The organism is Haloferax sp. AB510 (assembly GCF_024136985.1).
GTDB lineage: Archaea > Halobacteriota > Halobacteria > Halobacteriales > Haloferacaceae > Haloferax.
The window spans coordinates 19,492-32,815 of record NZ_JAMYJY010000010.1 but is presented as its reverse complement, the minus strand read 5'-3'; the positions used below and the strand labels follow the sequence as shown (position 1 = coordinate 32,815).

Below are 13,324 nucleotides of genomic sequence, written 5' to 3'. Positions count from 1 at the left end.
CACGGCTCGGCGGTCGATAAAGAGAGAAGATTGGCGCGGTGCGCGGGACGTTACTTGCCGCGGCCGTTGCCGGCGCGGATGGAGGGACGGATGTGCTCCGTACCCTTGCCGCGGTTCTGGAGACCGCGGTTCTTCTTGCCCGCGTTGGTGAGACCGCGGAAGGCGCGGCCGTCGTGGGTGTCGTCGCAGATCCAGTTGAGGTCGTCGTCGTTCTGGATGGCCGGGTGCTCGGGGTCGATGAGGATGACTTCCTGCCACTTCTGGGAGCCGTCCTGTCCGACGCCGTAGGAGTTCAGCACGCGCAGATTGGGGTGCTTGCGCGAGGCGCGCTCCTCCGCGATGCGCGGGATGGACTTCCGGCGGCCGATGCGGTTGACGCCCTGGCGCTTCGTGCGGCGGCCGGCCTTGTGGCGCTGTTTGCGCGCGCCGCCCTTGCGGACGGAGACGCGGACCACGACGATGCCCTGCTTGGCCTTGTAGCCGAGCTCACGGGCCTTGTCGAGGCGGGTGGGGCGCTCGATGCGCTCGATAGCGCCCTGCTCGCGCCACTCCTGTTTTCGCTGCCACTGGAGTTCGGCCAGCTTGCCTTCCTTCGGGGTCTTCCACGCTTCCTTGATGTGGGAATAGAAGCTTCGTGCCATTGTATATCACCGCGGGCGCTTGCGATTCAGTCCGTCGGGGAATCCCCCTGAGACCACATTTCGTCCCGTGCGTGACGGGTGCCCTCTGGCGTGCCCGCATTGCCAGCGAGTTGGCGGAACTACCGGCAGGGGAGGGTTAAGGACTTCGGATTCTCACGGCGCGCGTGCCACCGACTCACGCGGTGAGGCGGTCGAAAAAGACGGTATCGAGGATGCGCCCGACGCGGCTCAGCCTTCCATCCCGCCGAACGACAGACCACCTTCGATGTAGCGCTGTGCGAACAGGTAGATGAGCATAATCGGCGCGGCGAACGTCAGCGCGAACGCCGAGAACCGGGCCCACGGGATGGAGTACCGGCCGACGAGCGAGTACAGCCCGACGGGCAGCGTGTAGTTGTCCGTCGAAAGCAGCGTCTGGGCGACGACGAACTCGGTCCACCCGGTGAGGAAGGTGAAGATGAACACCGTCGCCAGTCCCGCCTTCGACAGCGGCAGGATGATTTCGGTGACGATTTTCCACGACGGCGCGCCGTCCATCATCGCGGCCTCCTCGTAGGAGACGGGAATCCCGTCCATGTACGTCTTCAGGAGCCACGTGTTGAACGGGACCGCGGTCGCGGCGTAGTACGCCGACAGCGCGAGTTTGCTGTCGTTGAACCCGAACTGGACGAACAGGGCGTACAGCGCGATGAGGAGCGCGACACCCAGCCCGCCGCCAATCTGCGTGAACAGCACGTAGCCGTACAGCACCTTCGAACGGCCGATGAACTGCCGGCGCGACAGCGCGTACGCGCTGGGGACGATGAGACACATTGCGAGCAGCACCGTCGGAATCGCCACGGTGAGGCTGTTCGCGAAGAACCGCTTGAACTCGGAAGTCTCCGTGACGCCGTACTGCGACACGTCGAGGAACGCCAGTTCGGGCGTCTGCAGGAACACCTCGTAGCCGCCGAGGCCGAGGCTGATGCGGTAGCTCGGGACGATGAGGTCGCCGATGACCCACAGGAACGGCTCGATTGTCGGGTCGGCCGGCCACAGACGAATCCCGCTCGACGAGTACAGCGACGCGCCGGTACCCGAGAAGGCCCCGACGGCGACCCAGTACAGCGGGAACAACAGGAGCGCGACGACGACCGCGGCACCGAGAGTGATGCCGGCGGTCTTCAGCACCGTCGCGGGGCTGACGTGCCCCTCGCGGATGCCTTCGAGGGTGTACTTGGCGTCCTTGACCGACTCGACGGGAGCCATCGCGGCGGCCCGCGCGTCGTCGGCGAGTTCGGACGCGATATCTGAGATGACGCTCATGCGTCGTCCACCCCGTCGGCGAGCTGTCCCTTCTTGACGTTCAGCATCATGAAGACGCCGATGACGGCCACGGCGACGAGCATGATGGCCGCGCCCTCACCGTACTTCTGGAAGCGGAACGCCTCGCGGTAGCCGTAGACGATGAGGAGTTCGTTCGTCCGCGACGGCCCGCCCTGGTTGAACACGTACGGGATGAGGAACTGCTGGAACGACGCCGCGGCCGTGAGAATCGAGGCGAACAGCACGGGGCGCTTGATAGAGGGAAGCGTCACGTGCAGGAAGCGGGCGAAGAAGCCCGCGCCGTCTATCATCGCCGCCTCGTGGAGCTCCTCGGACACGTCCTGCAGGGCACTCACGGTGATGATGACCATGAACGGGTACGCCAGCCACGCCTCGGTGACGTTGTAGGCGAGGAAGGCCATCCAGCGCTCGGAGAGCCAGGCGACCGAGTCGAGGCCGGCCATCCGGAGGAACTGGTTGGCGAGGCCGAACTCGGCCGAACTGAAGATACCGCGCCAGATGGTGATGGTGAAGATACCCGGCAGGCCGAGCGGGATGATGATGAGCGCTCGCATGAACCGCTTGCCGCGGACGCGCTCGCCCGTCACCACGAGCCCGATGCCGAGGCCGACGAGCACCTTGAGCGCGACCGACGTGGCGACGAACAGCCACGTCACGCCCATCGAGTTCCAGAACTGGCCGTCCGAGAGGACCGTCACGTAGTTGGCGAGGCCGACCCACTGCTCTTTGCCCTGGAACAGCGTGGCCGGCTCCGCGTTGGTGAACGAGAGATACACCAGGTACAGGACGGGAAACAGCATGAACGCGAGGAAGACGAACAGCCCCGGCAGTACCAACAGCAAGGGTAGGTCGTCCTTGCTCACCACCGGGCTGTCCGCGACGCGCTCGACGGCGCTGTCGACGACGCTCATCGTCCTTACTCCCAATTAGACCGGATGTTCTCTTCGGCCTTCGTGAACGCGGGTTCGAGCTCCGCGTCGCCGTTTTTCACGCTGTTGAAGGCGTCTTCGAGCGGCCCCCACACGTCGCCCATGTTCGGGTGGGTCGGGATGGGAGTGCCGAGCGAGACGGACTCCGAGAAGCCTTGGACGGCCTCGGGGAGGTCGCTGCTCGAAGCGAGTTCCTTGTGGACCGGGATGTAGCCGAACTCCTCGGCGTTCGCCGAGAGCACGTCGGTGTTCGTGGTGTACCACTCGGCGAACGCGCGGGACGCGGCCGCCGTCGCCTCGTCGCCCTCCAGCGTCGAGGTGAAGTAGAGCTGCTTGACCGTCGTGTACGGCTTGGGCTCGGCGTCGCCCTCGGGCGAGGGGAGCCGGGCGATGCCGGCGTCGATGTCGTTGGAGCGAACGTCGCCGAGGAACCACGGTCCGTTGATGGCGAACGGGGCGTTGCCTTCGAGGAAGACGGCCGCCTGCGGGTCGTAGCCCGTGTCCTTCGGCTGGTACGGGACGAAGTTGTCGAGGATGAACTGGAACCCTTCGAGGGTCGCTTCGTTCGACAGGCCAAGTTCGACGTTCGACTCGTCGAAGTAGTAGCCGCCGAAGGCGTGGGCCCACGCGCTCATGAAGTAGGCGTCCAGCGGGTAGCTGAGGCCGTACATCCCGTTTTCGGGGTCGTGGTACTCCTCCATGATGGCCGTCATGTCGGCGATGGTCTCGGGCGCTTCGTCCACCAGCTCCTTGTTGTAGATGAGGCCGACGGTCTCGGCCGCGTAGGGGAGCGCGACGGTCGCGCCGTCGAACTGGACCGCCTCCTGTGCGGGGCGGGTGTAGACCGAGAGGTCCACGTCCAGCTGGTCGCTCTGGTCCGAGAGGAAGCCGTTCTGGTAGTACTCGCCGGTCCAGTCGTGGGCCCAGTCGAACATTGCCGCGCCCTGCCCGGCCGGGATGGCGGAGGTCGTCTTCTTCCGGAGGTCAGCGATTTCGGCGGGCTTCGCCGTGTGGGCCGTCTCCGAGGTGAACGTCTCGGCGTTGGCTTCGAGCGACTTCTTCTCGGCTTCCGCGCGCTGGTGCCAGAGCGTGAACGTCCCGCTCGGACCCGCGGACTCAGATTCCCCTCCCGCGGTGGTCTCCTCGCCACCGTCGTCGCCCTCCGCACCGCTCTGTTCGGGTGTCTGCGTCGAATCGGTCTCCGACACGCCCACGCACCCTGCGAGTGCGCCGACGGCCGTCGTGCCTGCCAGTTGCTTCAGGATTGTGCGGCGGTTCATTGGCATAACGAATCTATGATGAACTATGTGTTCATATATTTAATAGTTCGGAATGACGGCCGCATTCGCGGAGAAAATTGCCAATTCGGTGGCTCAGTCTAGTTCCCTAGTCTGGCGATAGGAGAGCTATAGATTCCAAAATCAAGCGTCTGAAATTCGATACGAACTATTGCATCACAAATTCAGAAAATAGGAAAACGATTATGGACGATGGGGACAGACAGGGAGTAATGGCACGTCTCACGCTCGAAGCGCTTCGCAAGGAGTACGACCGGGGTCGCGTCGTCGCCGTCGAGGACCTCTCGCTCGACGTCGAGGACGGCGAGTTCATCACCGTCGTCGGTCCCTCAGGGTGCGGGAAATCGACCACACTCCGCATGGTCGCGGGGTTGGAATCACCCTCCGGCGGCACGATTCGAATCGGCGGCGAGGACGTCACGGACCAGCACGCCCGCAAGCGCGACGTGGCGATGGTGTTCCAGAACTACGCGCTGTACCCGCACAAGACCGTCATGCAGAACATGGCGTTCGGCCTGCGGATGAGCACCGACCTCTCGAAGGACGAGCGCCGCGAGCGCGTCCGCGAGACGGCGGCGATGATGGGCATCGAGGACCTCCTCGACGACAAGCCCGACGAGCTTTCCGGCGGGCAGAAACAGCGCGTCGCGCTCGGCCGCGCCATCGTCCGCGAACCCGACGTGTTCCTGTTCGACGAGCCGCTTTCGAACCTCGACGCGAAGCTCCGCACCACGATGCGGACCGAGATTCAGCGCCTCCAGAACGAACTCGGTATCACCTCGCTGTACGTCACCCACGACCAGGCGGAGGCGATGACGATGGGCGACAAAATCGTCATCCTCAACGACGGCAAACTCCAGCAGGTCGGCCGCCCGAAGGACGTGTACGAGAACCCCGCCAACGAGTTCGTCGGCGGCTTCGTCGGCTCGCCGTCGATGAACTTCCTCGACGTGTCGGTCGAACGCGAGGGCGACCGCCTCGTCCTCGTCGGCGACGGTCCCTTCTCCTACCGCCTGTCCGAATCGTTCTCGGCGACGCTCCGCGAGTCGACCGACGCAACCGAACTCCGCGTCGGCGTCCGCCCGGAGGACGTGGTGACGACCTCGTCCGGCGAGAACGTCGTCGATTCGACCGTCGGTGTCGTCGAACCCATCGGCTCGGACAACTACCTCCACCTCGACATCGGCCCCGACTTCATCGCCCGCGTCGACTCGGACATCGAACCCGAGACGGGCGAGACGGTCGGCGTCACCTTCGACGAGTCGGACCTCCACGTCTTCCACCCGCGAACCGGCGAGTCGCTCCTCTACCGCGAGTCCAAGCGACGCGCGGCCCCGACGCAGTAACCGTGAAGAAGTAGTTCGCTGTTTTCTCGCGGCGGTTCCTCGTTGTTCGACAGCCGCGTCGCCGCCGACTTACTCTCCGTCGAAGGCGTCGTCGGCGTCGAGCGTCGCCAGCGTCGCCAGCCGGAGCGCGTGCGGCCAGCCGAGCGGCGTCGCGCTGTCGGGCGTGCCGTCGTCGAAGAACTGCTCCGCGAGGTAGCCCTCGTCGGTGCACAGCGGGCCGTCGGGGAGGACGAGGTCGAGGAGTGCCCGACCCTCGTCGGCGAACGCTCCGGCCCGGTCGTCGTCGTGGGCGGCCAGCAGGGCAGCGAGTTCGACGCCGGCGTTCGCGCCCCACGCGGTCGAGACGGTCCAAATCTTCTCGGAGGACTGCTCGCGCATCCGCCAGTCGTCGCCCTCGAAGCGGACCAGTCCCTTTACGTCGCTGTCGTCGGGGTCGTGCCAGAGGCCGTCGAAGACGGACTCGACGTGGCGGACGAGTCGGTCCAGTCGGTCGTCGTCGACGGGTTCGAGTCGGTCGTAGGTCCGGTGGGCCGACGCGAGCGCGAGCGCGGCGGAGTCGTAGCGGTCGTCGAGTTCGCCGTCGGCGACGCGGAGCGCGTAACAGCCGCGGCCCTCGCTCCAGAGGTGGTCGATACCCTCGTACACCTCGCGGGCGCGCGCCGCGGCCCGGTCAGTCAGCGCCGAATCGAGGTCAGATAGCGCGAGTTCGACGTAGGCTTCGAGGAACGTCGCGGCGGTGTGGCTGAACCGGCCGGTCATGTTCTCCCACGCGTTCTGGCAGTCCACGGGAAGGCCGTCGTCGCCGAGGGTGTCGTCGAGGCTGTCGAGGGCGCGCGAGAGCGTCTCCTCGATGTCGGCGCGGAGGTCGTCGTCAGTACAGCGGTCGTGATAGGCCGCGAGGAAGGCGATGACGCTCCCCGTCTGGTCGGCCTGATAGTCCGCGTCGTCGCCGGATTCGAGACGCGCGTTCGCCCAGCCGGGCGCGAGCGAGCCGTCGAAGGGCCAGACGCGGTGGGGCCACGAGCCGTCCTCGCGCTGGGTGCGGCAGTAGGCGCGGGCGCTCCGCTCGTGCCACGCGTCGAGGCCGAGGTCGAGTCGCTCGTCGGACTCGAAGAGGAACGTCGAGATTTCGGCGTCGTCGCGGAACCACGTGTAGCCGTAGCCGCCGGAGTAGGCGTAGTAGGGGTCGAAGTCGGGGCCGGCGATGCGGAGGCCGAGCGCCCCCGAAAGCAGCGAGCAGCACGCGGATGTCGTCGCGCATCGCCGCCGACTCGGCGTGGTCGGGCACCGCGCCTTCGACTTCCGTCGCGGCGCGCTCGCGGAGGTCGTCGAGGTCGCGGGCGACGAGGTCGCGGACGGTTTCGAGCGCGTCCTCGCGGCCGGTCTCGGTGTCGTCGGTGAGCAGGTGGCCGACCGCGGCCGCGCCCGACTCGAACGGGACCGTCCCGACGACCGCGCCGCTCAGTTGGCCCTCCTCGTAGCAGTCGTCGGTGCGGGGGCGCGGCAGTTCGACCTCGCCCTCCGAGAGCAGTTCGTCGAAGCCCTCGGGTACGCGTCCCTCGACGTGTTCGAACGCCGGCGACGACGCGAGGAAGTCGTGTTCCTCGGCGTGGTACGCTTCCACCGCGTCGCCGTGGGTCAGTTGCCCGACGAGCGTGTCGCGGCCGTCCGGCTGGAAGTGGACGAAGGCGACGAGTTCCACGTCGGCGTCGGTCTCGAACCGGCTGACGTGGCCGTCGCCGACCGCGAGGTCGTACTGGGTCACGCCGCCGTGGGGCGTCTCGTGGTCGGTGACGACGAGCGCGCCGTCGCCCGCGTACGACTGGTCCGCGCCCTCGTCGAACCAGTAGACGCCGGCCTCGTCGCCGACGGGGCGGACGCCGAATCGGGACCGCTCGACGCCCCAGAGCCCGGACAGGGGGTAGCCGAAGTCGCGGAGCGAGCCGTCGGTCTCGACGTGGACCAGTCGGTCACCGAGCCCCGAAAACAGGCCGCTCGTCGTCCGTCGCTCGCCCGGAAACCGAGTCGGGTGGTCTGCGTGCCGCTTGTAGTCGGCCAGCGCGTCGCGTAGTTGCATTGCTGAGTCGTGGGACCCCCGCAGATAATAATCTTGGTGTAATGTTCCTTCAAACTTTCATGCAGTTTCGAAACGGTAAGGACCCCGCTCACCCGAGGTGGGGTATGCATCACCTCGGTCCGCCGCGAGTCACGACGGTCGGCCGCCCCGTCGAACTTGCCCCGAGAGCCCCCGAACGGGACGCAACGTACCGCTGGAACGTTCTCGACGCGCCCGCGGAGAGCGCCGCGACGGTCGGCTCCGGGCCGGTCGTCCACCTCTCCCCCGACGTTCCCGGTACCTACCGTCTCGAACTCGACGCGCCCGACGACCACCACGAACAGACCGTTCGCGCCTTCCCCGACGACCGCCGCCCGGCGACGATGGCGGTTCCCGCGGCCGACCTCGAACCCGCATCGCCGGACGAGGTGTCCGTCATCGGCCCGTTCAACGACCGTCTCGTCGGCCGCGACCGACCGCGCCGCGTCGGTGACGACTACGTCCTCGACGTGGCCCTCCCGCCGGGCACGCACCCGTTCGGGTTTGCCCCGCACGACGACCTCGCGGAACAGGTCCGCGGCGACGTCGAAGTCCCCGGACCGGGCCGCCCGCGGGTTCGACTCGACGGGCGAACCGAGGTGACTGACGGCGACGCCGACGGAGGCGAGAACTCCGACCGAACCGAACTCGTCGTCGTCGCGGACGCGGAGCCCGCGCCCGACGCTGAGGAGGCGACGATCGCCGTCGAGTTCCTGTTCGACGGCCGTGACGCGCTCGAACCGGGCGACTGCGAGGTCGGCGACGACCATCTGCGCGTCCCGGTCGAAACGCTCCGCGGATTCGATTCGTCGGAGCCGGTTCGGTTCCACGCCGTCGCGGTCCAGACGACGACCGGGTCGAGCGAACCGCACGTCCGGCACTCGGTTCTCGACACGCTGGTCGTGGACCCTGGTATCGTCGGCGACGAGTCCGGTTCTGGTCTTGCCATCTCGCGCCCCGGCGACGCACCCGAGTGGGCGCACCACGCGACCATCTACGAGGTGTTCGTCCGGTCGTTCGTCGGCGAGACGCCCGACCCGACGTTCGACGAACTCGCCCGGCGCGTCCCCTACCTCGAATCGCTCGGCGTCGACTGCCTGTGGCTCACGCCGATACTGGAGAGCCACACGACCCACGGCTACCACGTCACCGACTACTTCGAGACCGCCTCGGACCTCGGTTCGCGCGAGGACTTCGAGGCGCTCGTCGACCGATGTCACGACGCCGGCATCCGCGTCGTCTTCGACCTCGTCATCAACCACACGTCGCGGGACCACCCGGCCTTCCAGTTCCACTCGACCGGCGTCCCCGGCTACGAGGACCACTACGCCCGCGTTCCCGAGCGCGAGGACCCCTCCGACGTGGACTGGGGTGGCCCCGGCGCGGCGGAATACTACTTCAACTGGACGCGTATCCCGAACCTCAACTACGACTCGCCGGCGGTCCGGTCGTGGATGCTCGACGTGGTCACCGAGTGGGCGACTGTCGTTGACGGCTTCCGGTGCGACGTGGCGTGGGGTGTCCCCCACGGCTTTTGGAAGGAGGTCCGCGAGCGAGTGAAGGCCGACGACCCCAACTTCCTGCTCCTCGACGAGACCATCCCGCGGGACCCCGCGTACCACGAGACCGAGTTCGACGCCCACTACGACACGACGCTGTACGGGGCGCTCCGCGACGTCGGCGCTGGCGAGAAACCGGCGACGGCCGTCCTCGACGCGGTCGCCGACGCCCGCTGGCACGGCTTTCCCGACGACGCCGTGCAACTTCGCTACATCGAGAACCACGACGAGGAGCGCTACCGGAGCGCAGTCGGCGACGACGCGCTTCGGGCGGCCGCGGCCGCGACGTTCACGCTCCCCGGCGCGCCGATGATATACTACGGCCAGGAGACCGGCGTCGCGGACCAGCGCGGGACGATGCGCTGGCACGACGCCGACACCGACCTCGTGGATTTCCACCGGCGACTCTCCCGCCTCCGTGACGCGCACAAGGTACTCCGAGTCGGCAATGTCGAACCCGTCTCTGCCAGCGTTGCCCCCACCGGAGACGATGGTGTCGAGTCCGACCGCGTGGTCGCGTTCGCCCGCGACGACGGCACCGACCGGCTCGTCGTCGTCCTGAACTTCGACGGGGAGCCGACGACCGTCGAACTCGGCGCGGAGACGGCGGAGACCGACCTGCTGACGGGCGAGCGAGTCGGCGCGAGCGGCGCGGCCACGGGCGATGGAGGCGTCCGCGTCACCGTCGCCGACGCGGTCGTGCTCCGCGCCGTCGGCGATTCGAGCCATTAAGTATCATGGTCGATGACAGTCCGACCATGGACGACCGGGAACTCGCCGACCTCCTGGAGCAGTTCGGGCTCTCAGAGAAGGTCGTCGACACGTATCTGACGCTTCTCGAACTCGGGGAGGCGAAGGCGAGCCAGATCGCCGACGCGGCGGGCGTCTCCAAGCGCTACGTCTACAGCGTGAGCAAGGAACTAGAATCGCGCGGCTTCGTGGAGGTCAACGACCACGTCGTGCCGACCACGATTCGGCCGCTGCCGCCGATGGAGGTCATCGAATCGCTCTCCGAGAGCGTCGAGTCCATGCGCCCCGCGCTGGAGGAGCGCTACACGGCCACCGCACGGGACCAAGAGCGCTTCGAGGTCATCAAGTCCCGCGTGACGGTGCTCAAGCGCATCGCCGAACTCGTCGGTCGCGCCGAGTCCGAAATCACGCTGTCGCTCCCCTACGACGTGCTCGACGAGGTCGAAGACGAACTCCGGGCGGCCCGCGAGCGCGGCGTGCTCGTCTCGCTCGTCGTCAGCGGCGTCGAACCGCACGACGACCTCGCGCTCGACGGCGTGGCCTCGCTGGTGCGCGTCTGGCACGAACTCATGCCCACGATGCTCACCGTCGACTCGCGAACGGGGCTCATCTCCCCCGGCGAGATGGTCGCCCGGTCGAACTCCGAATCGCAGGCCATCGTCTTCGCCCAACCGCACCTCGGCCCGGTCATCGTCGGCTCCTTCTTCGGGAACTACTGGCCGATGGCCGCCGAGGCGTACACGACAGACCCCGACCCGCTCCCGGCGACGTACCACAACTTCCGCCACGCCGTCCTGCAGGCGGCGCTCTGCGAGCGCGCGGGCATCGACCTCGACGTGACCGTCAGCGGGCGGATGGTCCACACCGACGGCCCGACCGAACTTCACGGCCGCGTGGTCGATATCCGGCAGGGCCTCCTCGAACCCGCGAACAACTCCTTCCCGGTCGAGAACGCCTTCGTCGTCGAAACTGACGAGGGAACCTACAGTATCGGCGGCCAGGGCGCGTTCGTCGAGGACTTCGAGGCCGACGCGGTGGAGTTCACGGCCGTCGAGTAGGCCCGCACGTTCGGCCGGTCTTTCGCGTGCTCCACTGACCGACGTTCCGAACAGAGATATATATGAAAACAATTAGTTCAAAATTCCAAGACTGTCTATTGAGTTGAACATATCGTAACATTTAGTAAATAGTCATAATATGGCAGATTTATGCCACAATCAGTTGACACGAACAAGGCAGTCAGCCAGTACTACTCGACCGTCCACGAACTGTATCAGGAGTCGATGGACGAGTACGACCACCGGTCTATTCACTACGGATACTTCGACGCCGAGCACACGAGTCGCGATTCGGCGGTCGAGAACATGACGAGAGTGCTCGCCGAAACGGTCGATATCGACGCCGACGACCGGGTTCTCCACTGCGGTTGCGGCATCGGCGGTCCGGCCACGTGGATCGCGAAACATCGCGGTGCGGAGGTGGTCGGACTCAACATCACCGAAAGCCAACTCGGACACGCCCGGTCGCTCGCGGAGACGCGGGGCGTCTCCGACCGCGCGGCGTTCCGGTACGACGACTTCACCGCGATGGAAACGGTCGACGACAGCGCGTTCGATGTCGTCTGGGGGCTCGAAGCCATCTGCTACGCCGAGAATAAACGGGACTTCTTGGAAGAGGCGTACCGCGTCCTCGACGACGACGGTCGAATCGTCGTCGCCGACGGGTATCGGAGCGAACGTGACCTTCGCGAACGGGACGAACAGCTCATGCGTAAGTGGCTCGACGGGTGGAAGGTCCCAGATCTCGCTCACGTCGACGACTTCCGGGCGCACATGGAGGACATCGGATTTGAGGAGGTCACTGCAGACAATATCGACGAGCACGTCCTCCCGTTTTCGAGGGGCACGTTCATGTCGAGTTTTCCGCGGTACGTGCTCGTGAAACTCCGCGAACAGTTGGGTCGCGGAACCCCGACGGAGGTAGCTCACGTCATCGCCTGCCACTACCAATACCGGACGCTGCGTCAGGGCCTCTGGTCGTACAACATCGTCCACGGTAAAGTCTGAGCGAGCGGTCGTGCGGATTTCGCTGTCTCTCACTTCGATGGTGGATTAGACGGTGTCGGCCGAGTTGGCCGGTTTCTTGACTTGCGTGACGACGAGGCCGAGCGCCACGAGCGCTAACACGCTCCCGACGAAGAAGGGGAGCTGATACGAGATGTCGCCGAGTACTCCCCCAACGAGCGGGCCGCACGCCCGCCCGAGCCCGTACGTCGTGGTGATAATCGCGAGCCAACTGCCCGACTCGCCCGCGTTCGCGAGGTCCCCCGCGAACGCCAGCGACGGTGAGAATGCGATCGCAAGCGCGCCTCCCTGAAGGACCCTCGCGGCGACCATCAGCACCGGTGAGGTGATGTACGCCTGAACGAACACGGCAGGGGTGAGCGCCGCCGCGCCCGCGAGAATAAACACACGCCGTCCGAAGCGGTCACTCGCTTTTCCAGCGGGAATCAAAAGGACGATGACCGCGATCATGAGCGCCGCGTACTCCGCGCTGAACATCGCTTGACTCTGCCCGAGTCGCTGGTTGACCAGCCGTTGAATCGGAACGAACAGGTCGACAGTGACAGAGAGTAGGAACGTAGTCGCACCAAGCGCAAAAATCGGGTGGAACAACTGCTGGTTTCCGAACACGCGCAGCGAGAGCGAACTCCGCTCTCTCGACATCTGTTCGTCCGGCTCGGGAACGAAAAGAGCGACGAGCAGGATGCTCACCGCCACTACCGACCCAGCAACGACGAACGCGAGCGCGAATCGAGACACCGAAGTCGCTCCATCGGAGAGCGGGACGGCGTATGGCCCGCCGGAGAGGATGCCTCCCGCGACGAGCGGGCCGACGACGTACCCGGAGAGCCGAACCGCGTTGAACAGGCCGATGTCGCCGCCGCGGTCGCCCGCCTTGGTGAACTCGTTGACGATAGCCATCGACGCCGGGAGCGAGAGCGCAGCACCGAGCCCCTGAACCGCCCGGAGTAGGACGATACCGGGGAACCCACCGACGAACGGATAGAGGAAGTCGGCACCGCCGATTAGCGCTAACCCGAGTGCGACGAACCCCTTCCGGTAGGCGAACCAGTCCGAGAGCCGACCGGCGTACCGTTGGGTTCCGGCGCTTACGAGTGCGTACGTCGAGACGCCGACGCCGACAAGAGTTGCTTCAGTAAACCCGAATTCGAAGATATTGAACGATAGTGAGACGAATCCACTCGTCAGATATGCCGGTATCAAGACGACGAGGATGCCGTTTCCGATGGTGTCGGCAAACCGCGCGAGTGCGAGGACGAGGATTCGCCTGTCGATGACACCCATAAATGACAACCA

At 66.2% G+C, this 13,324-nt stretch carries 9 protein-coding genes and 1 pseudogene; 4 read left to right on the top strand and 6 right to left on the bottom strand.

Features of this window, described 5'->3' with window-relative positions; all coding sequences use genetic code 11:
- Positions 1–50 precede the first annotated feature (50 nt).
- The 4 genes from NKF06_RS03515 to NKF06_RS03500 all read right to left on the bottom strand — a co-directional run bounded on the left by NKF06_RS03515 (position 51) and on the right by NKF06_RS03500 (position 4,176).
- Entirely contained in the window at positions 51–641 is a 591-nt protein-coding gene (locus tag NKF06_RS03515) for a 50S ribosomal protein L15e (protein ID WP_058826585.1), read from the bottom strand.
- 228 nt (positions 642–869) lie between these two features.
- A complete protein-coding gene (locus NKF06_RS03510) occupies positions 870–1,946 on the bottom strand; it encodes an ABC transporter permease subunit (protein ID WP_253244534.1) in 1,077 nt (358 codons plus the stop codon).
- A complete protein-coding gene (locus tag NKF06_RS03505) occupies positions 1,943–2,878 on the bottom strand; it encodes a sugar ABC transporter permease (RefSeq protein WP_058826583.1) in 936 nt (311 codons plus the stop codon). Before NKF06_RS03505 ends, NKF06_RS03510 begins: the two co-directional genes overlap by 4 nt.
- Before the next feature lie 5 nt (positions 2,879–2,883).
- Complete coding sequence (locus NKF06_RS03500; protein ID WP_253244533.1) at positions 2,884–4,176, bottom strand: substrate-binding domain-containing protein; 1,293 nt, start codon at positions 4,174–4,176, stop codon at positions 2,884–2,886.
- Positions 4,177–4,406: 230 nt separating this feature from the next.
- Between NKF06_RS03500 and NKF06_RS03495 the strand changes: the two genes are divergently transcribed.
- A complete protein-coding gene (locus NKF06_RS03495; RefSeq protein ID WP_253244532.1) occupies positions 4,407–5,540 on the top strand; it encodes an ABC transporter ATP-binding protein in 1,134 nt (377 codons plus the stop codon).
- Between the two features lie 69 nt (positions 5,541–5,609).
- Here NKF06_RS03495 and NKF06_RS03490 read toward each other — a convergent pair.
- Positions 5,610–7,617: pseudogene (locus NKF06_RS03490) on the bottom strand (glucan 1,4-alpha-glucosidase).
- A 104-nt stretch (positions 7,618–7,721) separates the two neighbouring features.
- On the opposite strand from NKF06_RS03490, the gene NKF06_RS03485 reads away from it, so the two are divergent.
- The 3 genes from NKF06_RS03485 to NKF06_RS03475 all read left to right on the top strand — a co-directional run bounded on the left by NKF06_RS03485 (position 7,722) and on the right by NKF06_RS03475 (position 12,010).
- Positions 7,722–9,926, top strand: a complete 2,205-nt coding sequence (locus NKF06_RS03485) for an alpha-amylase family glycosyl hydrolase (RefSeq protein ID WP_253244531.1) — start codon at positions 7,722–7,724, stop codon at positions 9,924–9,926.
- A gap of 5 nt (positions 9,927–9,931) precedes the next feature.
- On the top strand, positions 9,932–11,002 hold the full coding sequence (locus NKF06_RS03480; protein WP_253244530.1) for a TrmB family transcriptional regulator sugar-binding domain-containing protein: 1,071 nt from the start codon (positions 9,932–9,934) through the stop codon (positions 11,000–11,002).
- A gap of 150 nt (positions 11,003–11,152) precedes the next feature.
- Positions 11,153–12,010, top strand: a complete 858-nt coding sequence (locus NKF06_RS03475; RefSeq protein WP_253244529.1) for a methyltransferase domain-containing protein — start codon at positions 11,153–11,155, stop codon at positions 12,008–12,010.
- Between the two features lie 45 nt (positions 12,011–12,055).
- Here the strand turns inward: NKF06_RS03475 and NKF06_RS03470 are convergent, their stop codons facing one another.
- Entirely contained in the window at positions 12,056–13,312 is a 1,257-nt protein-coding gene (locus tag NKF06_RS03470) for an MFS transporter (protein ID WP_253244528.1), read from the bottom strand.
- Positions 13,313–13,324: the final 12 nt, after the last annotated feature.